The sequence below is a fragment of the Paraburkholderia sp. J41 genome, from assembly GCF_905220235.1.
Classification (GTDB): Bacteria; Pseudomonadota; Gammaproteobacteria; order Burkholderiales; family Burkholderiaceae; genus Paraburkholderia.
Map to the genome: position 1 here is coordinate 178,698 of NZ_CAJMZE010000012.1, position 20,362 is coordinate 199,059.

Sequence of the window (20,362 nt, forward strand, 5' to 3'; positions counted from 1 at the left end):
CCATTGATTCGTCATCCTTATCAAACAGAAAGGAGCCACTCATGTCCGACACGACCTCGATATCGGCGCAGCGCGTTGCGCAGGCGCCCCATGGCGCGCAGCCCGGCTATCGCACGCTTTGGCGCTGGCACTTTTATGCGGGCATTTTCGTCATGCCGTTTTTGCTCGTGCTCGCGATCACGGGCACGATTTACTGCTTCCAGCCGCAGATCGAACCGCTGCTTTATCCGCATCGGCTCGTGGTCGCGCCGCAAGCCGCGCCGCGCTTGCCCACGAATGCACTGCTCGCGCGCGCGCAGGCCGCCTTGCCTGCCGGCGCGCGGCCGTTGCGCGCGCATATCGAAGCGAGTCCCGCGCGCAGCGCCGAATTCGTGTTCGCTCTGCCGGGCGGCGCGAAAGAAAGCGTCTACGTGAATCCCTACGACGGCACGGTGCTCGGCACGCTCGACGTCGACCGGCGTTTCATGCAGGTCGATCGCATGCTGCATCGCAAGCTGTTGCTCGGCAAGCCCGGCGAATTGCTGATGGAGCTGGCCGCGTGCTGGACGCTCGTGATGATCGGCACGGGTGTCGCACTGTGGTGGCCGCGCGGCGGTGCGTCGTTGCGCGCGGCGCTGCTGCCGCGCCTGAATGCGCGCGGGCGGCCGTTCTGGAAAAGCGTGCATGCGTTCGTCGGCGTCTGGCTGGCCGTGGGCGCGCTCGCGTTCGTGCTGAGCGGGTTGCCGTGGACAGGTTCGTGGGGCAAGCAGTTCAAGGCGCTCGCAACGCGCGCGAGCCTTGGCGCGCCCGAAGGCGCATGGGGCGGCGGCCTCGGCTTGAAGTCGTCGCTGCCGGGCAAGGCCGCGGCGCAAACCCGCGCGCCCGCCGGTGCGGCGGAACACACGGGCCACGATATGGCGTCGATGCCGGGCATGGTCATGGACGACTTGCCGCTGCCCAACGTGCCGTGGGCCGTGGGCGCCGTGCCCGTGCCGCATTCGCCCGAAGCGCGCGCGCAACCCGGTGCGCAAGACAGCGCAAGCAACGCGCGCCTGACGCTCGATCAAATCGTCGCGCAGATGCACGGCCTTGGCGTGCAAAGCGGCTATGACATCGCGCTGCCCACCACGCGCGACGGCGTGTACACGGTCTCGTACTTTCCAGCGGACCCCAAAGAGGAGCGCACGGTTTATGTCGATCAATACAGCGGCGCGGTGCTCAAGGACATTCGATATGACGATTACGGCGCAATTTCGCAGGCCGTTTCGTATGGCACCTCGCTGCACATGGGCCGCTATTTCGGGCTCGCGAATCAGTTGGTTTGCGCGGCGATTTCGCTTGGGCTCGGCGCGCTTGCCGTTACGGGCTTCGTGATGTGGTGGATGCGGCGTCCCGCGCTCGCGAACGGTATTGCCGCGCCGCCGCGAGAGCGCGCCGCGCCGCCGATGCGCGCGTGGAAAGCGGGCCTCGTGCTGCTCGGCATGGTGTTTCCGCTGATGGGCGCAACGCTCGTGGCCGTGTGGCTGCTCGACCGCGCGGCGTTCGGGCGCGCGGCGAGGCTGTCGTCTTCCTGACAGTCACGAGAACGCCACCGGAAAATCGCAACGAAGGTAAGCAAAGGTCCACGCGCTGCGGTAATCTGCGGACACAATTGCGTATGAACCTGGCGGCGTCCGCCGGTTTCAAACGCTTATCCCCGGAGAAATATCGTGTTGCGGTTCATCTCGGCATTGGGCGCGGCGGCAGTCCTCGCGGGCTGCGTCGCGCCGTGGCCACCGTATCAAGGTTATAACGGCTATTACCCAGGTTATTACGGGTATGGCTACGACTACGCTTACCCCTACGATTACGGCGTTCCGTATGCTTACGGTTACGGCTACTACCCCGGCTATTTCGGCGCGGGCTATGGCGGCATCGCGATCTGGGGCGGCGGCGGTTGCTGTTATTACCATCACGGCTGGAATCGCGGCGGATGGCATGGCGGTGGCTGGCACGGCGGCGGCCACGGCGGCTGGCATGGCGGTGGCTGGCATGGCGGCGGTGGCGGCACGTGGCAAGGCGGCGGCATGGGCATGGGCGGCATGGGCCACGGCGGCGGACGCGGACGTTAGCGTTCGTCGTCTCGTTCGTCGTCTCGTTCGTCGTCTCGTTCGTCGTCTTGTTCGTCGTCTTGTTCGCCGTCTTGTTCCTTCTCGCCAGAAGATGGCGTCGTGCGACCCGACCGTGACATCGCAGCGGCTGCGTTTCGGCGATTTCAGCTTCGACGTTGGCAAACAAGCGCTCTATCGGCAAGGCGCGCCCGTCGACGTGCATTCGGCGCAAATGCTGTTGCTGCACGCGCTCGGCTCCTCGCCGAACCGCGCCGTGAGCCGCGAAAACCTGCTCGCCCGCGCGCGCGGCCGCGACCACAACGCGCTCGACCGCAGCGTGGACGTGCAGATTTTGCGTCTGCGCCAGATCGTCGAGGACGACCCCGCCAAGCCGCGCTTCATCAAGACGGTGTGGGGCATCGGCTATATGCTCGTCGCAGGCGTGGACGCGTGATGCACTTCGGGCCGCCGCGTTCGCTGCTTTCGCGCAATATCGCGCTGCTGGTGGCGCTCGTCGCGCTCACGCAGGTCTGCTCGCTGAGCGTGCTGCTGCATTACGTGCAGCGCCCGCCGCGAAAAGTTGAACGCAGCAACGCAGCAGCGCAGCAGCGCGGCAAGAACAAACGGCGACGAATTTCCTCGTCGCCGTTTTCGTATGGATTGCGTTACTGCGCGGCGGTTTCGCGATAGTTCGCAAACTTCGACGTGTGACCAATGCCGGGATTGAAGCAGTTGCACGGATCGAGGCCTTCGTAAAACGCCTTCAATTCCGGCTTCGCATGGTAGAGATGGCCGACATTGTGCTCGGCGGGATATTCGGCGCCGCGCGCGTCCAGCAGCTTCCACATCTCGTGTTCGAGCGCGAGGCAGTCGTGTCCCTTGCGAACGATATAGTCCTGATGAAAGACGTGACAGAGAAAATGCCCGTAATAGAGCTTGATGGCGATGGGCTTCTCCACGGCTTCGGGCAACTGCTCGAACCACTCGCGGTCGTTGCGCCGCAGCGCGATGTCGAGCGCCACGATATCTTCCACCTCCCGGCCATGCACGGCGCGATAGCGCACGGCCGCACCCGCCGCCGCGAAACGATGCAAGAACGCCTTGGTGCCCTCTTCGTCGCTGCATTCGAAGAACGCGCCGCTTGCTTGCGAGAAAAAGCGCTGCAAATACGCACGTGTTTCGTCGACGCAATCGGCGGACACTTTCAGCATCAGATGATGCTCGTAGCGTGCGCGATAGTCCTTCAAACGCGCGGGCAAATGGCTCGGAAACCGCTCGCTTGCGAACTGCATCACGCGGTCGGTGAAATGCGCGGGCAGAAAGCGCATGCGCTCGAAAAACGCGTCGCAGCGGCTCTTGAAAGCGAACAGCGCAGGCAAGCGCTTCGTGCCTAGATGCTGGATCAGCAGGAACATGTCCTTGCCGTAGCGTTCGGCGATATCGAAAGCGTCTCGATGCAAATACTCGCCCGCAATCGGCAGCTTCGAGAACGTGCCGAGAATGTCGCGGCGCAAGCCGGTCAACTCGGCCGTTGCATTGGTGCCGATATAGAACACCTTCGCGCCCTTTTCGATAGGGAACGTGTCGAGCCGCACCGCGAACACCATCACTTTTCCCGCCGAGCCCGAGGCTTCGTGCAGACGCAACGGATCGGCGTTGTAGCGCGCGGGCGTGTCGGCTTCGATATCGCGCACGTGCCCGGCGTAGTTCTGGTCCGAGGCCGCGCCCGCTCCGTAAGCGATGTCCGCTTCCGGCAATTCGCCGCGATCGAGACGGCCCAGCATGTCCTCCGGCGTATCGCCCAGACGAATGCCCAGATGGTTCACGAGTTCGACCGCGCCGTTCGCGCCCACGCGCGCGAACACGCTCATTTCCGTATAAGCGGGGCCGCGCCGCACGAGCGAGCCGCCCGAGTTGTTGCACACGCCGCCCACCACCGAAGCGCCGATGCACGACGAACCGATCACCGAATGCGGCTCGCGGCCGAGCGGCTTGAGCGTTTGCTCCAGTTGGTCGAGCGTGGAGCCGGGCAAGCACACGACCTGCTTGCCGCCGCCGATCACGTACACGGTGCGCATGCGCGTCATGCTCACGATCACCACGTCGCGGTCGTAGCTGTCGCCGTCGGGTGTGGAGCCGCCCGTGAGGCCCGTGTTCGACGCCTGCGAAATCACGATCGCATTCGCGGCCACGCACGCCTGCAACGCGCGCCACTGCTCGACCAGCGAGCCGGGTCGCACGACCGCCGCCACCTTGCCCTCGCCGAAGCGAAACCCCTTGCGATAGCGGCGCGTGGCTTCGTCGCCGGTCAGCACGTATGCATGACCCACAGCGCCGCGCAGCGCGGTAATCAAGGCTTCGCGGTTCGTGCCGCGGTTCGTGGTTGACGGGCGCGCGCGCTCGGTAACGGGGGTCATGGCGAAAAACTCCGGCTTGGCGATAGTTCGAATCCGGCAAGCATAGGCCGCACGCCGCAGCAAGTCCAATATCGCTCGGGCGCGCGATCAAGACGAAAAAGATATTGATCGCGCTCAGGCCGAATGCGCGTGCCGCGACGCATCGCGCACGAGGCGCACGAAGTTCTGCACCGTGGGCGCTTTCTCGCGCGGCCGGTAAACGAGCGCGATGGTCGTGTGCAGCGTGCCGTTCTTGAGCGCGTGATACGTCACGCCCTTCGCCTGAATCTGCCGCATGGAGGACGGAATCAGCGTGACGCCGAAGCCGGCCGCGGCCATGTTCACCGTCGACGAAATCTGCGGCGACTCCATGCCGATAGTGGGGTTGAAGCCGGCCGCGTGACACGCGCTGATGATCGAATCGTAGAGGTCGGGGCCGATGGCGCGCGGAAACAGAATGAGCGGGTCTTCCGCGAGATCGGCGAGATCCACGCTGCGCCGGCGCGCGAGCCGATGACGCGGCGGCAGCACGGCCAGCACGTCCTCCTCCACGAGCGGCTGGGTCGCCAGACCTCGGCAATTCAGCGGTAAACGCACCAGCGCGGCATCCACTTTCGCCTCGCTCACGCGTTCGAGCAGCACCGAACTGTTGCTCTCCTCGCAGCCGATCGACACGCCCGGATACGCGCTGCGATAACGCTGCAACACAGTGGCCACGAGCGGATGGAACACGGTCGATCCCGCGAAACCCAGCGCAAGCCGCCCGGTTTCGCCGCGCCCCGCATTTTGCGCCTCGGCGAGCGCGAGTTCGGCGTCTTCGACGATGCGCTGCGCACGCTCGCGAAAGAGCCGCCCCGCCTCGGTCAGCTCCACATGCCGCGAATGGCGAATGAAAAGACGCGTGCCGATTTCCTTTTCCAGCTTGAGAATCTGCTGGCTGAGCGGCGGTTGCGCGATGCCGAGCGCGGCGGCGGCTTCGCTGAAATGCAACGATTCCGCGACCGCCAGAAAATAACGTAGTTGCCGGAATTCCATATCTTTTTCGTCTTGATCGCGATCGCTGGATTGTGAACGCGTCGGCATCATGACGGCAAGACGGAAAGCCCGCACCTCGTCCATAAGGCCAACCAGCGCACTGCGGCGCGGCGGACGCCATCTTTTCGGCGCGGTTTGGTAGACTGGATTTTCGCCGTTTTTTCGCCCTTGCCGTGCCGAACGTCCGCGCCGCCGTCCTTCCCGAGCTGCTCGCCGAAATCCGCGCGTGCCGCGCCTGCGAGCACGCCTTGCCGCTCGGCGCGCGCCCGGTGTTGCAGGCGAGCGCGACCGCGCGCCTGTTGATCGTCGGCCAGGCGCCGGGGGCGAAAGTGCATGCGTCCGGCGTGCCGTGGGACGACGCCAGCGGCGAGCGCCTGCGCGAATGGCTCGGCATCGACAAAACGACTTTTTACGACGCCGCGCGCGTGGCCATCGTGCCGATGGGCTTCTGCTATCCGGGGCGCGGCGGCAGCGGCGACAACCCGCCGCGCGCCGAATGCGCGCCGCTCTGGCACGCGCGCCTGCTCGATCAGTTGACGAACGTGCGGCTCACGCTGCTCGTCGGGCAATATGCGCAGTGCTATTTTCTCGGCGGCCGGCGCAAGGCGTCGCTCACCGAAACGGTGCGGGCGTGGCGCGACTACGCGCCCGGCTATGCGCCGCTGCCGCATCCGTCGCCGCGCAATCAGCCCTGGCTCAAACGCCATGCGTGGTTCGAAGCCGACGTGCTGCCCGCGCTCAAGCAACGCGTCGCCGCGCTGTTCGCCGACGCGCCGCAGGGCGGCATCGACACGAAAATCGCAGCCGCCGTCGAGACGAAAATGGAAAGGGAGAACGCGAAAATGACGAAACCGTCGATCACGATCCAGCGCGTGTACGAGCCGCTGCCCGAAGGCGACGTGGCGTGCTTTCTCGTGGACCGGCTTTGGCCGCGCGGCATGCGCAAGGAAAAGCTCGCGCACGCGACCTGGGCGAAAGAAGCCGCGCCGAGCACGGCATTGCGTCAGTGGTATCACGCGCGCGAGCACGATCCGTCGCAGTGGGACGCGTTTTGCGAGCGCTACCTCGCGGAACTGGCCGGCAACCGCGCGGCGTGGGAGCCGATCGTCGAGGCGCACGAAACGCGGCCCGTCGTGCTGCTCTACAGCTCGCACGACACGCAGCGCAATCACGCGATGGTGCTGCGCGACTTTCTGAAACGCAAGCGGCCCCGCGCGTAAGCGCGAGCGCCGCCTGCCGGGCGGCGAACCGCCTTAGAACAGGTACATGCCCGCCACGAACACCACGCCCGAGAACAGCAGCGTCGTCACGCAATAGCCCATGATGTCGCGCACGCCGAGGCCCGCGATGGCGAGCGCGGGCAACGCCCAGAACGGCTGCGCCATGTTGGTCCACGCCTCGCCGTAAGCGATCGCCATTGCCGATTTGCCGAGGTCCGCGCCCAGCGCCTGCGCCGCCGGCATCACGAACGGACCTTGCACGACCCAGTGGCCGCCGCCCGAAGGCACCGCGAAGTTGATCAACGCCGAACTGAGGAACACGAGCAGCGGGAACGTGTGGACGTTCGCGATATCGACGAACCATTTCGTGATCACGCCCGCGAGGCCCGAATGGTCCATCAGCGCCTGAATGCCCGCGTAGAACGGGAACTGGATCATGATGCCCGACGCGCCCTTCGCGGCCGCGCCCACGGCGCGCGCATAAGCCATCGGCGTCTTGTGCAGCACGAAGCCGGCGGCGAGGAACACGAGATTCACCGTGTCGATGTCGAGCGAAAAACCCTTCGCGTGGAAACGCACGCCGAGAAACACGAAACACAGCGCGGCGACCAGCAGCGAGAGCGAGCGGCTTTCCTCGATGCGTTCGGCGAAGGTGGCGTTGGGGCCGAGCTTGCGCTCGACGCTGGGCGGATCTTCGAGCAGCGCGGGATCGACGGAAACGACGTCTTCGGGCTTCGGCATCATCAAACGCACGAGAATCGGCAGCAGCACGATCAGGCCGATCGTGATGAACGCGTTATAGCCGGTGAAGATGGTCTGCGAAACGGGAATCAGGCCCACGGCCTTTTCCATCGGATTGCCCTTGGTCGCGGCAACCAGCGGCACCGAGCCCGAAAGACCGCCGTGCCACGTCAAAAAGCCCATGTAGGCGGCCGCCACCAGCAGCCGGTAGTCCGCGCCGCGCACGCGCCGCGCGACTTCGCGCGAGAACATCGCGCCGAGCACGAGGCCGAAGCCCCAGTTGATCGCGCACGCGACCGCGCCCACGAACGCCACGAGCATCACGCCCTGCGCCGGCGTGCGCGCGCAGCTCGCGAGCGCGACCAGCAGGCGCTTGACCGGGCCGGAACTCGCGAGCGCGTGGCCCGTGACGAGGATCAGCACCATTTGCATGGCGAAGGCGAGCAGGTTCCAGAACCCGGAACCCCACATCAGGACGAGCGCGGCGGGCGGCTGCGGCGTCAGCGCGAAGGCCAGCACGAAGGTCACGACGGTCAACAAGATGGCGAAAATGAGCGGGTCCGGCAATACCCGATGCACGACGCCGGTGAAGAAACTGGAAATGCGCTGAATCACGGTGGTCTGCTCCTCGTCTGCTTCTAATTCATTGTTTCGTTTGCTGATACGGCAACGGCCCGCGGTTTTCGTTGGAAGGCGAACCGAGGCGCGATTCTGGCACAGCGCCGCGTAATTCGCAGCCGGCTGCCGCCGATTTTCCCTACCCGCCGACCGTGCTTTTCTTACGCGCCCCGCGAAATGGACCGTTACACGCACATTCGTGCCGGTAAAAAACGAATCTGCTACCGTTACGCCAGCTATCTTGATAAATCTCCGTCGAATAAACAAAAAGGAGTCAGCCGATGCGCAAGCAGCTAGCCGGTGCCGTATTCGCGGGTTTGGCGGGAATGTTCGCGGTGACGCCCGCCTTCGCCCAGTCGCAGGCGTTCACGAGCACGACCGTCAATCTCTACGCCGGTCCCGCCGGCGACTTTCCCGTGGTGGCGCAGGTGCCCGGCGGCGTTTCGCTGACGGTAATGGGCTGCGTCTCGGGCTATAGCTGGTGCGACGTGAGCCTGCCGGGCCTGCGCGGCTGGATTTACGGCAGCTATCTCAGTTATCCGTGGCAGGGACAGCGCGTGCCCGTGCTCTCTTACGGCGCGACCATCGGCCTGCCGATCGTGACGTTCTCGCTGGGCGCGTATTGGGGCAACTTCTATCGCGACCGGCCCTGGTACGGGAATCAAGGCCGCTGGGCGCGGCATCCTGGCCCGCGTCCGGTGCCGCCGCCTTCGATCCGTCCGCCGCGCCCGCCCTCGCATGGCGGCGGCCGGCCGCCCTCACATGGCGCGGGGCCGGGGCAGCGTCCGCCGGGGCATGGCGCGGGACCGGGACATGGCGGCGCGCGGCCGCCTTCGCACGGTGGCGCGCGGCCGCCGGGACATGGGGGTGGGAGGCCGCCGGGCGGCGGCGGTGGCGGCGGGGGTAATCGCCCGCCGGGCGGCGGCGGTGGAAATCGCCCGGGCGGCGGGCGGCCGGGAGGCTGACGGCACACGCCGTTCGCCGCGTGTGCCGCCGCGTTCGCCGCCTGCGCGCGGCGCTAACACTCAAGAGCGCCCGGCGATGCCCGAAAACGCACGCCCGACACTACCGCTCAAAAGCGATAGCCGATACCGCCGAGAATCACGTCCGTATCGCGGCTATAGCGCGTGACCACGCGATTCCAGGTCACGCGCGCGGCCCAATGCTGCGTCAGGCGATACGAAGCAGAAACCGAAACGAGCCCTGAAAGCACGCCGTCGCCGGTATCGCGTTCGTCGGGGTGAGCGCCATGATGGATGGCCGCGTAAAGGCCCGCGCCAAAACCGAGCGTGAGCTTGTCGTCGAAAAACGCGCGCGTGAGCCAGAGCTGCGCCGTGGCGCCGTCGCGTCGCGCCGAAATGCCGTTGCCTTCGTGCAGATAGCCGATGGAAGCGTCGACAAACCGCGCGAGCCCGCGCCGGTATTCGATCGACTCGGCGGCGGAAGTTTGCGAGTCGAGACTGTTCAGGATCGTTTCGCCCGCCATCAGCGTGATTTCGTTGTTCGTCACGTTGTGCGTGCGCGGCAGCGCGAAATCGCGCGGCCCGGGCGTGCCGGGCGCGTCGAGCTGATAACCGATGCCGAGCATGAGCGCCGTGGTGGACGGCCCGCGCGAAACCTGCACGCGATTGAGCTGGAGATTGGCCGTCCAGCGATGCGCGGAATACCAGGTCGCGCGCGCGCTGTAGACCACGCCCCAGCCGTGCGTGTTCGAATAGCCCTCGTCTTTCGACGCGGCTTCGGTGTCGAAATAACGGTACGGGCCCACGCCCAGCGCGAACACGAAACGCCGTTGCGCGAGCGGCAGGCGCGCCCAGGCCTGGATCGTCTGACCGTCGCGATGATGCTCGGGAATATGGCCTTCGTTGAGCCACGAAATGCTGCCGGCGAAGTATTTGCCGAAGCCTTCGGTGTAATCCATCGCCCACGAATACGAATGATCGCCGCCGCTCCAGAGCGGCCCCGTATAAAGCGTGAACTCCTGGGCTTGCGCCTGCCCGGAGATCGCGGCAAGCGCCGCGGCAAGTACGCCGGATGCGGCAAGCGTGTGCGTTACCTTCATTTTATTCTGGTGCCTCGCCGTTCAGGGGATGAGCTGCGGCACCATGGCCGAGACGAACGTTCGCCGCATAACAGCGGTGCGAACGGGAAGCGGCCGAGAATAACGCATCTCGCCCATCCTGTGAAATCGCGACCTTTTCCGTTGATTACAAGTCGATACGATAACGGCTTTCAAAAATCCATGCTGGGAGAATTGCGGCTTATTGATTCGGTATCCGAAATAATGACGCAAAAAAAAGCCGCACGAGCGTGCGGCGCAGGCGCTGTCAGCGCTGCCGGAAAGCGATGCCGATCAGCGCACGCGATGGCAAACGCGCACCGCATGATGATGCTGATGCTCGACGTGGCAGACCTCGTGATGATACGGCGCGGCCACGGCGGCGAGCGGCGCGAGCATCGCGGCGCAACCGACCAGTGCGAGAAAACGGGCAACAGGCTTGAAAATGGTGTTCATGATCTGGATTTGTGCGTGATAACAGTGGGTGACGAAACCAAACCCAGCACTGTATCGCAGAGTCCGCAAGCTTGTGTTACGCGCTTGTAACGAAGCCCATGCGATGAAACCGCCGCGACAGCTTCACGCTTCGCCGAATCCTTCGGGCGCGCCGTCTTCCTCGTGGGTCAGCCGGCGCAGCAGCTCGCGCCCGCGCGTGGTGAGGCGCAGCGCCGTTTCGCCGCCCGCGTCGTCCATTTCGACCAGACGATAATGCTGCAAAGCCAGAAAATCGGAATCGATCGTTTGCACGGGCGCGTTCGCATCGCGGATCAACAGCAGCGTCGCCAGTTCGTGGTGACTGAGCATCGAATCTCTCCTGTCCAGAACTCACAGTGATGCCCAGCATAGCGGGCCAATCGTACAGTTTCGCTACAGCCGTGTTTCGCGATGTTACGGATGCGCGTCCTTCCCGTTGCAAGCTTTATCGAAACCGTCGGCACGATAGTTCGGAATGCGAAATAACGGCCCCGGCACGCTTTCGTAAATTCGCGCTGCGGCAATTCACGGGCTTCGTGCCGCCGCCGCGCGCTCCGTCAAAACGGGGCTCATGCGCCGGCGCGCGCCGCGCCGTTCGCCGTAGCGCCCTTTGCATCGCCCGCGCTGGGCGCCTCGCCGCTCATCGCGCGCTCGAACGCGCTCATCCATTCGCGCATGGGCCGCGCCGCACGCGGATTCGCCGCCGCGCCCAGGCCCGCGCACGTATCGGTCCATTGCTGCGAGAAGTCGCGCGCGACATCGGCCCAAAGCAGCGAACCTTGCACTGCATTCGCCGCCGTATCCTGCCAAAGCGCGGCGTTGGCGTTGAACCAGTCGCGCCAGACGGTTTGCGACGCCATCGTGAAGTCGTTCCAGTCGTGCGCATCGCGCAGAACGTCGGCCATGCCTTCGAGCGCGGCGCGGTCGCGCTCGAAACGGCGCTGCTGGAATTGGAGCCATTGTTCGCGCCATTGCTGACGGCCTTGCACGAGCCGCAACGCGGCCGTGGAACTCGCGCGCCACGCGTCGAACGCGGGCTGGGATGCGATAACCATGATCGATCTCCGTTTGAGAGGAACGCGCTGCGCGCCGGCATCCATTATTGAGATAAGACGAGCGCAGCACCTCCATTCTGCGCGAAGGTTTGCGCTATTTTTGCGACGGATTGCCACGTGCGCGCGCAGGCCTCTGCGGTGTGCGCTTAGTTGGCGCTCGGTTGTCGCTCGGTTGCCGCTCGGTTGCCGCTCGGTTGCCGCTCGGTTGGCGCTCGGTTGGCGCTCGGTTGGCGCTCGGTTGGCGCTCGGTTGGCGCTCGGTTGGCGCTCGGTTGCCGTTCAGGTTGTCGCGCTCAGTTGCCGCGCCCAAGTTGCCGTGCCTGTTGCCACGCCCACGTTCTCACGCTCACGTTGCAGCGAGGTCGCCGTCGCGCACCAGCATCACCGGGCGGTCGGCCATGCGCAGATATGACTCGGCCACGCTGCCGAGCAGCAGGCGTTTCATCCCCGAAAGCCCGCGCGTGCCCATCACCACGAGATCGGCGCCCTCCTCGGCCGCGACGCGATAAATCACGGCAGCGATTTCCTCGCCGTTCGAATCGGCAACGCGCACGCGGCCCGCCACGCACGCCTGCGCGAGCACGCGCCTCGCCTCCTCGAGCGCGTCCGTCACGGCGTCGCTTTCCGCCGTGTGCCGCGCCTGTTCCTCCGCGAAACCCGAGTTGACGTCGACGAGCCGCGCCGGATGCTGCGCAACGCACAACGCCTCGATCGTCGCGCCCGTGGCCCGCGCAACCTTCACCGCTTCATCGAGCGCGCGGCGGCCGCCGCGGCTGCCGTCCACGGCCACCAGAATCTGTTTGTACATGGCTTTCCTCCCGGCCTCGCGGCCATTTGCGTGCGTTTGCGTGCGTGACTGCGAAACCGAAAATGCGAAACCGAAAATGGAAACCGAAAAGGCGCATCTTGGGGCGCGCAGGCGCAAGCAACGGTGCGACACGTCAGCGCATCGTCAGGACCGCCGCGCCCGTAAGGCGGCCTTCGCGCAGATCGTCGAGCGCGTCATTGGCGCGCGCGAGCGGATACGGCGTGGTTTCGACGTCGAGCGTGTGACGCGCGGCGAGCGCCATGAAGGCCGCGCCGTCCTCGCGCGTGAGATTCGCCACCGAAACGATGCGCCGCTCCTCCCAGAGCCACGCATACGGAAACGACGGAATGTCGCTCATGTGGATGCCGCCGCACACCACCGTGCCGCCCTTCGTGAGCGCGCGCAACGCGGCGGGCACGAGCGCGCCGACGGGCGCGAACAGCAATGCGGCGTCGAGCGGCTCGGGCGGAGTTGCGTCGCTGCCGCCGGCCCACGTCGCGCCCAGACGCCGCGCGAACGACTGCGCGGCCGTATCGCCGGGACGCGTGAACGCATAAACCGTGCGCCCTTGATGCCGTGCGACCTGCGCGACGATATGCGCGGCCGCCCCGAAACCGTAGATGCCGATGCGCGCCGCATCGCCCGCGAGCACGAGCGACCGATAGCCGATAAGCCCCGCGCAAAGCAGCGGCGCGGCCGCGATATCGCTGTACTGGCGCGGCAGGTGAAAGCAATAGCGCGCCTCGGCGACGGTGCGCGTGGCGTAGCCGCCGTCGATCGTGTAGCCGGTGAAGCCGGGCGCGTCGCAGAGATTTTCGCGGCCGTGCGTACAAAAGCGGCAATGGCCGCAGGTGTGGCCGAGCCACGGCACGCCCACGCGGTCGCCGGGCGCGAAGCCCGTCACGCCGCGCCCGAGCGCCGCCACGGTGCCGACGATCTCGTGGCCCGGAATGAGCGGCCTTTTAGGCTGCGCGAGATCGCCGTCGACAACGTGCAGGTCCGTTCGGCAAACGCCGCACGCATGAACGTCGATAAGCAACTGGCCTTCGCCCGCCACCGGGTCGGGCAGCTCGGCCTCGCGCAAGCGCGGATTGCCGCCGTCGAACAGCATCGCTCGCATCGCTTTCCTCCTTGCCGTGGCGCCGTGGGTGCCGCAGGTGCCGCAGGTGCCGCAGGTGCCGCAGGTGCCGCAGGTGCCGCAGGTGCCGCAGGTGCCGCAGGTGTCGCAGGTGTCGCAGGTGTCGCAGGTGTCGCAGGTGTCGCAGGTGCCGCAGGTGTCGCAGGTGCCGCAGGTGCCGCAGGTGCCGCAACGGCCATGTTACGCGGTCGGCCGCGGCGGCGCCCGCCACGCGGCATGGCGCAGAGAACACGCGAATGGACAAGACCGTTTGGCGAACGCCGGCGAGTGATGGGCGCGGATCGGCGGCGAACAGCGCTCATCCGCGCGCCGCGTTCCGGGCGGCGAGATCGGTCGCAAGTCTAGCGCTCGAGTCCGCGCTTAAACCCGCGCTTAAACCTTCACGCGACCGAACACGCGCGCGAATGCCGTCACGAACGCGTCGAGCCGTTTCGAGTCCAGGCAGTCGATGCCCGCCGCGCTCACGCGGCCGTTGCCGCCCGGAAACGCGCGGCACACTTCGTCGGCGCCGCGCGGATTGCGCAGCGGCGCGCGCACGCTGACGGCGTAGTTGCCGTCGGGGTTCACGCTCAGGACCGCGTGCGCGCGCTTGGGGTCTTCGTTCGCGAGCGCGTTGGCGAACACGCCGCGCACGCGGCGCGCCCACGGTTCGTCGGGCAGTACGCACACGCTGCCGTATTGCAGCGCGAGCATCGGCGTGATGGTTTGCGCGAGTTCGAGGTCCTCGTGGCGGCAGCGCGCGAGCTGCCCGACCACCGGCTCCGACGCGATGAATGCAAACGGATCGGTGTAAGGCTTGATGCGCGCGTAGAGATCGAGCGGCGCGATCACGAGGTCGTCGACACAATCGCCGTACGCGTTGTAGTTGATCGCTTCGCCGAATTCGCGCAACTGCTCGAGCTGCGTTTCGTCGATACCGGCCTGCTGCGCGAGCGCGCGCGCGGTATCGGGCAGGTTGTCGCCCCAGGCGGCGGCGATGGCCCACGGCCGGTACCGGCCGGCCAGATGGCGGTCGACGAGCACGCTCGTGCAGACCTGCGCCGTGGTGTCGATATGCGCGACGAGATTGAGGCTCACCGGCAAGGCGCCGGAGTGATGGTGATCGAAGTATTCGACCGTGACGTCGCTCGCGAGCAGCCGGGTTAGCGCCGCCCGGTTGACGTCGAACGAAATGTCGAGCACCGTGAGCGAGTCGCCGGGTTTGGCCGGCACGCGCTCGACGAGCGCGATGTCGCGTTTGGTGCCCGTGACGAGCGTCGCTTCGCGCGGTCTTGCGAGCCGCAACTGATGCAGCGCGCAGATCCCGTCCGCGTCGCCGTTGAATACGTCGAAATGCGCCATGTCTTCGTACTTCCGTTACGTTGAACGCCACAGTATGGCGCAGCGTTGCCGGAATACACAGAAGGTTCTAGGCGCTGCTGGCAGCGCAAGCCGTTTCGATCAAGGCCCGTTCATGCGGCCCGCCAAACCGGGCTTGACGAAACGCCGCGCTTCGCGCCCGCCGGAACGCCTAGTCGACCCGCCGCCCAGCAAACGGACGAACGACCGGCCAGCGCAACGTGCCCGCTACCGGAAAGCGCGGCTTGCGGCCCGCCGGGGCGCGCCAGGGCTGCATGCGGTCGCCCATAGCCGCGCACAGCGCGAGACCTTCCTCGCCGTACAGGCGCTCCATGGCCTGATGGACGAGACCGGCGTCGAACCACAGCTTGAAGCGGCGATGGCAGGTGCGGAAATCGGGATAATGCTCGGGCAGCTTCGACCAAACCGAACTGGTGGCGAGCACCCAGAGAACGCCTTCGAAAACGAGGCGCGACGGGTGCGCCGGACGCCCACGACGCCGGCCTTCGGCACGAACCTCGTGAAACAGCGGTTCGATGCTGAGCCACTGCGCATCGGTCAGCTCCGGGGAAATACGGGAAGACATCTGATGATCCATGTGAGGGTTATCTGACACATATCTAAATTAGCCTCACATTTCCGAAGAAAATATCGGACGATGCTTAAAAAACCGGACGCGCTTGCGAATCGAACTCGATTCGAATGCGTTCTAATTTCCGCATTCCGCGCCGCTCCCGCGCTCCGCATGGCTGGCGCGCGCCTTGCGTTACACTGCCGCATCGCGACTTCGACGACGGAACTCCGATGGCGGCCTCTTCCTCCTCAAAAGCGCGGCGCGGGCGCATTCGCGTCGGTATCGGCGGCTGGATCTACGAACCGTGGCGCGGCGCGTTCTATCCCGAAGGTCTCGCGCAGCGCCGCGAACTGGAATACGCGAGCCGCCGTCTTTCGACGATCGAGATCAATTCGACGTATTACGGCGCGCAACGCCCGGAAAGCTTCACGCGCTGGCACGACGAAACGCCCGACGGCTTCGTGTTCTCGGTGAAGGCGCCGCGTTTCGCGACGAACCGCCGCGTGCTGGCGGAGGCCGGGCCGACAATCGAGCGTTTTCTGACCGGCGGCGTGCTGAATTTGCGCGACAAGCTTGGGCCGATCAACTGGCAGATCATGCCGACCAAGCGTTTCGATCCCGAGGACTACGCGCGCTTTCTCGAACTCCTACCCGACGAAGCCGATGGCCGGCCATTGCGTCACGCGCTCGAAGTCCGGCACGCGAGTTTTTGCACGCCAGAATTCGTCGCGCTCGCACGCGAGCGTAAGGCGGCGATTGTAGTTTCGGGCGATTCCGACTATCCGCAGATCGCCGATGCGAGCGCGCCATTCGTCTACGCGCGCATCATGGGAACCGAACCGGCGCACGGCGCGGGATACACCGATGCCGATCTCGACCGCTGGGCCGAACGCGCGCTCGCCTGGGCGCGCGGCGAAACGCCCGGCGACCTCGCCACGCACGCGAAAACGCTCGCCGCGCCCAAGGCGGGCCGCGACGTGTACCTCTACGTCATCAGCGGCTACAAGGCGCACAACCCGGCTGCCGCGATGGCCTTGCTCGAACGGCTCGGCGAAACGCCCGATCACGACGCGGATTAGCGCGCGGCGCGGGCGTCGCCCTACCGCTTTTGCCGCCCGCCTTGCGCATTCACTCGCCGCGTTCGCTGCGCCACAAATATCCCACCACCGCGCGCGTGACGCGCGCTTCCAGCGCGGCGGCGTCGGTTTCGCCGCGCGCGCCCGCCGCGTCGACCATGCCGCGCACGATGGCGAACACGTCGTGGATGGCGGTTTGCCGGTCGTCCACGCGCGGCGCGTCGGGCAGCCCGAAGGCGCGCGTCAGCGTGGCGTGAATGCGCTCGCCCACGCGCGCGTCGCGTTCGTCCAGCGGCAGGCGGCGCTCCTCGAAATCGAGCAGGCGCGCCAGTTCCGGGCGTTGCATCTGATGCGCCACCGCCGCGCTTATCAGCCCGCGCAGCACCGCTTCGCAGGTCGCCGCTTCGGCGGCCGCTTCGTTGGCGGCGAACAGCGGCGCGCTTTCGCGCTCGATGAGCGCGGCCGTGAGCGCGTCGCGGTTCGGAAAATATTGATAGAGCGAGCCGACGCTCACGCCCGCGCGCCCGGCGATGGCATTGGTGGTGTAGCCGGCGAGACCATCGCTTTCCAGAATGCGAGCCGCGGCTTCCAGAATCGCTTCGACGGTGGCCGCCGAGCGGCGCTGCACCGGCCGCTTGCGCACGTCGATCGGGGCGGAGCGGCGCTTGCCGCGAGGCGTCGAGGTCATGGCGGGAAGGCGAGTAGGGAATGTGAGTGATTGCTCGTATTCTAGACCGGCTGGCGGCTGCGCCTCGCAAGCGCACGTCATCGCCTGCCGATCCCTCGCACGAAGAGGATTTCCCGCCATGTCACAAACCGCCGCGCCTGCCGCCGACTTCGACGCCGGACTCACGGGCATTCATGCTCGTGAAGCCGCCGCGAATGGCTCTCGCTCGATGGCGACGCCCGCAAGCGCCTGCTGCGCGAACACGCCGAACCGCTGCTGGCGCAATATCGCGACGCGGTGCGCCTGCGCGCTTGCGACGTAGAGTTCCACGCCACGCGCGTCACCGACGTCGCAATGTGGGAAGCCGCGAATCATCGGGCTTATGAACGCGTGGCGGACGCGTTGCGCGACACGCCGTTCTGGGACCGCTTGTTCGATATCGTCGGGATTCTTCCGGGCTCGGCCACGCCTACGGCCGGCATTGAACGGCCACCGAGCGGCCACTGAACGGCCACTCAGCGGCCACTCAGCGGCAACCGACGCACGCATGACGTGACATCGCCCAAAAAAAACGGCACGCGCCTTTCGACGCGTGCCGCGCTGCCCTGCTTTTACGGACATTCAGCGCCTTAAATCTGACGGCGCATTTCCGCAGCCGGGAGCTTCATCATCTGGCGATACTTCGTGACCGTGCGGCGCGCGACCTGAACGCCCTGCTTTTCGAGTTCCTGCGTGAGCACGACGTCCGAAAGCGGGTCCTTCGGGTTTTCCGCGTCGATCATCTCCTTGATGAGCGCGCGCACGGCCGCCGCCGAACAGGTGCCGCCCGTGCGCGTTTCCAGTTCGCGCGGGAAGAAGCGCTTGAATTCGAAGATGCCGCGCGGCGTGGCCATGTACTTGTTGCCCGTGGCGCGCGACACCGTCGATTCGTGCAGGCCGAGTTCGTCGGCGACGTCGCGCAGCAGCATCGGGCGCAGCGCGATTTCGCCGTACTGGAAGAACGCTTTCTGACGCGCGACGATACATTCGCCCACGCGCAGGATCGTTTCGCAGCGCTTGTGCGCGTTGCGGATCAGCCAGCGCGCTTCCTGAAGCTGCTGCGCGAGCGGCGAGCGGCTCGTCTGGTCCGAGCGCGCGAACATTTCGGCGTACAGCTTGTGGATGCGCGCGCGCGGCTCGATGGCCGGATTCACGCTCACTACCCACTTGCCGCGCACCTGGCGCACGATCACGTCGGGGATCACGTAGCCGCCGTCGGCGCGGCCATAGTGATTGCCCGGCTTCGGATCGAGCTTGCGCACGAGCGCGATGGCGGCTTGCAGCGCCTGCGCGTCGCAACCGAGCTGGCGTTGCAGTTCGCCGTGTTCGCGGCGCGCGAGACGTTCGAGATGTTGCGAAACGATTTGCAGCGCGAGTTCGCGGTTCGGCGTGTCCCACGGCATGGCTTCGAGTTGCAGCGAGAGGCATTCGGAAAGCGAACGCGCGCCGATGCCGGGACGATCGAGCGTTTGCACCACGCGCAACGCGACACGCAGCCGATCTTCGTCGAATTCGTCGCCGAGGCCTTCCACTTCGGCGAGATCGGCGAGTTCCTGACGCAGGTAGCCGTCGTCGTCGAGCGCCTCGATCACCACTTGCGCCGCCACGCGGTCGAGGTCGTCGAGCGGCGAAAGGCGCAGCGCTTCGTGCAACTGCTCGCGCAGCGTGACCGGCACGCGCACCCAGTCGGAAGCGTCGGAGTCGCCGTCCTCGCCGCCGCGATAGCTCGACGAGCGCATCGACGAAGAAGGGTAATCGGCCGAATAGCCGCCGCCGTCGTCATAGGACGATTCGTAGGAGTTGTCGCTGTACGGGGACACGTCCTGCGACATGCCGTCCATCGAGGCGTCGGCGGCGCCATCGCCGGCCATGGCGGGCGCTTCGACGGCGGCGGTCGAGCCGGCACCGATGCCGGCGGCGCCATCGCCCGCTTCGGCGCCTTCGCCGGCTTCCGCCCCCGGCGTCAATTCGAGGAACGGGTTGGTGTCGAGTGCCTCGCGCAATTCCTGCTGGAATTCGAGGGACGACAGTTGCAGCAGTCGCACCGCCTGCTGAAGGCGCGGCGTAAGCGCCAGGTGTTGGCGCGCTTGTAATGCGATGGAAGGCATGGCGATCCCGGTCTTGATGAATTGGTTGGTCGCAGTCTTAATGCAACACCCATGCCAGGGCTGACAAAGCCATGTTTTAAAACGGGATCGGCGTTTGCGGCGACGAATCGGCGGGGTTCTCTCCGACCCCGCGAGGGTGGTTTTTACAAACATTCGGCAAAATCGCGGCGGCGCTGCCCGGGTACGTCGGCGATGGCGGCAACAGGCGGCTCCTGCGCCGCGCCGAGAGGCGCCGATCCGTCACTTTCCCTTGCCGGACGGGCTTGTTCGCTATCTTTCCACGCACTTTCAGTGCAGACGAAAGGGCGATTCGGCGGGACGCGGCACGGACATTGCTGAATGGGGGACACCACAACCAAGGAAGGGAGTTGCCATGAAGCGCATCCAGCTCATCAAGACCGCCGCCGGCGCAGCCTGCATGACGTTCGCACTTCTCGCGGGTGCCCAAACCACGACGGACACGCCCTCGGGCAGTTCGGAAACGGTCGGCCAGCACGTTGACGACGCGACGATCACGACGAAGGTGAAGGCCGAACTGCTCGGCGCGAAGAACGTCAAGTCGACGCACATTCACGTCAAGACGCGTAACGGCGTCGTTTCGCTGACGGGCACGGTGCCGAGCGCCGAAGACCGCGACAACGCCAAGCAAGTCGTGGAAGGCGTGACGGGCGTGGCCTCGGTGAAGAATCACCTGAAGGTCGCTGCCGGCAGCTAAGGCCGCAAGCAGCGCGTAGGCCGCACGCGGGCTGTCGTCGAGCCGTGCGCGCAACGAACGCGCGATTCGCGTGGTGAGACTTCGTTTTCCCGGTTAAGCGAAATCTCGCTGCGCGAGCCGCGCGCACTGTGCGCGAATGACTTCAGGCGCGGCTCATTTGCGGCGCACTTGCGACTTACCCTCGGCTCATACGCCGAAACATAAAAACGCGGGCGGAAAGAATTTTTCCGCCC

At 66.0% G+C, this 20,362-nt stretch carries 22 protein-coding genes and 2 pseudogenes; 11 read left to right on the top strand and 13 right to left on the bottom strand.

Annotation, left to right across the window (positions count from 1 at the left end; translation table 11 throughout):
• Positions 1-41 precede the first annotated feature (41 nt).
• The 4 genes and pseudogenes from U5805_RS15235 (at position 42) to U5805_RS31815 (ending at position 2,759) form a co-directional block, all read left to right on the top strand.
• Positions 42-1,553 carry a PepSY domain-containing protein gene (locus U5805_RS15235; protein ID WP_322104309.1) on the top strand — a complete coding sequence of 504 codons (1,512 nt, stop codon included), beginning with the start codon at positions 42-44 and terminating at the stop codon, positions 1,551-1,553.
• A gap of 135 nt (positions 1,554-1,688) precedes the next feature.
• Positions 1,689-2,090, top strand: a complete 402-nt coding sequence (locus tag U5805_RS15240) for a hypothetical protein (protein WP_322104310.1) — start codon at positions 1,689-1,691, stop codon at positions 2,088-2,090.
• 76 nt (positions 2,091-2,166) lie between these two features.
• A pseudogene (locus tag U5805_RS15245) lies at positions 2,167-2,523 on the top strand (winged helix-turn-helix domain-containing protein); the annotation flags it as partial.
• Positions 2,520-2,759, top strand: coding sequence for a hypothetical protein (locus U5805_RS31815; protein WP_415914602.1), 240 nt, complete (start codon positions 2,520-2,522; stop codon positions 2,757-2,759). The pseudogene U5805_RS15245 and the gene U5805_RS31815, both read left to right, overlap by 4 nt.
• Here U5805_RS31815 and dld read toward each other — a convergent pair.
• Complete coding sequence (gene dld / locus U5805_RS15255; protein WP_322104311.1) at positions 2,735-4,486, bottom strand: D-lactate dehydrogenase; 1,752 nt, start codon at positions 4,484-4,486, stop codon at positions 2,735-2,737. The two genes, U5805_RS31815 and dld, sit on opposite strands and share 25 nt — an antisense overlap.
• 114 nt (positions 4,487-4,600) lie before the next feature.
• Positions 4,601-5,500 (bottom strand): LysR family transcriptional regulator, encoded by a 900-nt coding sequence (locus U5805_RS15260; RefSeq protein WP_322104312.1) that lies wholly within the window; start codon positions 5,498-5,500, stop codon positions 4,601-4,603.
• Positions 5,501-5,673: 173 nt separating this feature from the next.
• Between U5805_RS15260 and U5805_RS15265 the strand changes: the two are divergent.
• Together U5805_RS15265 and U5805_RS15270 are read left to right on the top strand one after the other, a co-directional pair.
• A pseudogene (locus U5805_RS15265) lies at positions 5,674-6,267 on the top strand (uracil-DNA glycosylase family protein); the annotation flags it as partial.
• Between the two features lie 75 nt (positions 6,268-6,342).
• The gene (locus U5805_RS15270) at positions 6,343-6,720 is read left to right on the top strand and encodes a DUF488 domain-containing protein (RefSeq protein WP_322104336.1); all 378 of its coding nucleotides are present in this window, start codon (positions 6,343-6,345) and stop codon (positions 6,718-6,720) included.
• Positions 6,721-6,753: 33 nt separating this feature from the next.
• On the opposite strand, the gene U5805_RS15275 is transcribed toward U5805_RS15270, so the two are convergent.
• Complete coding sequence (locus U5805_RS15275; protein ID WP_322104313.1) at positions 6,754-8,076, bottom strand: TIGR00366 family protein; 1,323 nt, start codon at positions 8,074-8,076, stop codon at positions 6,754-6,756.
• A 284-nt stretch (positions 8,077-8,360) separates the two neighbouring features.
• Between U5805_RS15275 and U5805_RS15280 the strand changes: the two genes are divergently transcribed.
• Positions 8,361-9,044, top strand: a complete 684-nt coding sequence (locus U5805_RS15280) for an SH3 domain-containing protein (RefSeq protein ID WP_322104314.1) — start codon at positions 8,361-8,363, stop codon at positions 9,042-9,044.
• A gap of 107 nt (positions 9,045-9,151) precedes the next feature.
• On the opposite strand, the gene U5805_RS15285 is transcribed toward U5805_RS15280, so the two are convergent.
• The 6 genes from U5805_RS15285 to U5805_RS15310 all read right to left on the bottom strand — a co-directional run bounded on the left by U5805_RS15285 (position 9,152) and on the right by U5805_RS15310 (position 13,594).
• The gene (locus U5805_RS15285; protein ID WP_322104315.1) at positions 9,152-10,141 is read right to left on the bottom strand and encodes a hypothetical protein; all 990 of its coding nucleotides are present in this window, start codon (positions 10,139-10,141) and stop codon (positions 9,152-9,154) included.
• Between the two features lie 291 nt (positions 10,142-10,432).
• Positions 10,433-10,594 carry a hypothetical protein gene (locus U5805_RS15290; protein ID WP_322104316.1) on the bottom strand — a complete coding sequence of 54 codons (162 nt, stop codon included), beginning with the start codon at positions 10,592-10,594 and terminating at the stop codon, positions 10,433-10,435.
• A gap of 123 nt (positions 10,595-10,717) precedes the next feature.
• Positions 10,718-10,942: a hypothetical protein gene (locus tag U5805_RS15295; protein ID WP_322104317.1), complete on the bottom strand. Its 225-nt coding sequence runs from the start codon at positions 10,940-10,942 to the stop codon at positions 10,718-10,720.
• Between the two features lie 239 nt (positions 10,943-11,181).
• Complete coding sequence (locus tag U5805_RS15300) at positions 11,182-11,667, bottom strand: hypothetical protein (RefSeq protein WP_322104318.1); 486 nt, start codon at positions 11,665-11,667, stop codon at positions 11,182-11,184.
• Between the two features lie 345 nt (positions 11,668-12,012).
• Entirely contained in the window at positions 12,013-12,474 is a 462-nt protein-coding gene (locus tag U5805_RS15305) for a universal stress protein (protein ID WP_322104319.1), read from the bottom strand.
• 133 nt (positions 12,475-12,607) lie between these two features.
• On the bottom strand, positions 12,608-13,594 hold the full coding sequence (locus tag U5805_RS15310) for a zinc-dependent alcohol dehydrogenase family protein (RefSeq protein ID WP_322104320.1): 987 nt from the start codon (positions 13,592-13,594) through the stop codon (positions 12,608-12,610).
• On the opposite strand from U5805_RS15310, the gene U5805_RS15315 reads away from it, so the two are divergent.
• The gene (locus U5805_RS15315; protein ID WP_322104321.1) at positions 13,566-13,883 is read left to right on the top strand and encodes a hypothetical protein; all 318 of its coding nucleotides are present in this window, start codon (positions 13,566-13,568) and stop codon (positions 13,881-13,883) included. The genes U5805_RS15310 and U5805_RS15315 overlap by 29 nt on opposite strands.
• A 101-nt stretch (positions 13,884-13,984) precedes the next feature.
• Here U5805_RS15315 and U5805_RS15320 read toward each other — a convergent pair whose 3' ends face one another.
• Together U5805_RS15320 and U5805_RS15325 are read right to left on the bottom strand one after the other, a co-directional pair.
• Complete coding sequence (locus U5805_RS15320) at positions 13,985-14,953, bottom strand: acetyltransferase (RefSeq protein ID WP_322104322.1); 969 nt, start codon at positions 14,951-14,953, stop codon at positions 13,985-13,987.
• A gap of 169 nt (positions 14,954-15,122) precedes the next feature.
• Positions 15,123-15,536, bottom strand: a complete 414-nt coding sequence (locus U5805_RS15325; RefSeq protein ID WP_322104323.1) for a transposase — start codon at positions 15,534-15,536, stop codon at positions 15,123-15,125.
• Between the two features lie 218 nt (positions 15,537-15,754).
• Here U5805_RS15325 and U5805_RS15330 point away from each other — a divergent pair, with 218 nt between their 5' ends.
• Complete coding sequence (locus U5805_RS15330) at positions 15,755-16,603, top strand: DUF72 domain-containing protein (protein ID WP_322104324.1); 849 nt, start codon at positions 15,755-15,757, stop codon at positions 16,601-16,603.
• A gap of 49 nt (positions 16,604-16,652) precedes the next feature.
• On the opposite strand, the gene U5805_RS15335 is transcribed toward U5805_RS15330, so the two are convergent.
• Positions 16,653-17,288, bottom strand: a complete 636-nt coding sequence (locus U5805_RS15335; protein ID WP_322104325.1) for a TetR/AcrR family transcriptional regulator — start codon at positions 17,286-17,288, stop codon at positions 16,653-16,655.
• A 231-nt stretch (positions 17,289-17,519) separates the two neighbouring features.
• On the opposite strand from U5805_RS15335, the gene U5805_RS31820 reads away from it, so the two are divergent.
• On the top strand, positions 17,520-17,774 hold the full coding sequence (locus U5805_RS31820; protein WP_415914605.1) for a darcynin family protein: 255 nt from the start codon (positions 17,520-17,522) through the stop codon (positions 17,772-17,774).
• 122 nt (positions 17,775-17,896) lie between these two features.
• Here U5805_RS31820 and U5805_RS15345 read toward each other — a convergent pair whose 3' ends face one another.
• Positions 17,897-19,414 carry an RNA polymerase factor sigma-54 gene (locus tag U5805_RS15345; protein WP_322104327.1) on the bottom strand — a complete coding sequence of 506 codons (1,518 nt, stop codon included), beginning with the start codon at positions 19,412-19,414 and terminating at the stop codon, positions 17,897-17,899.
• A 373-nt stretch (positions 19,415-19,787) separates the two neighbouring features.
• On the opposite strand from U5805_RS15345, the gene U5805_RS15350 reads away from it, so the two are divergent.
• Entirely contained in the window at positions 19,788-20,129 is a 342-nt protein-coding gene (locus U5805_RS15350; RefSeq protein ID WP_322104328.1) for a BON domain-containing protein, read from the top strand.
• Positions 20,130-20,362: the final 233 nt, after the last annotated feature.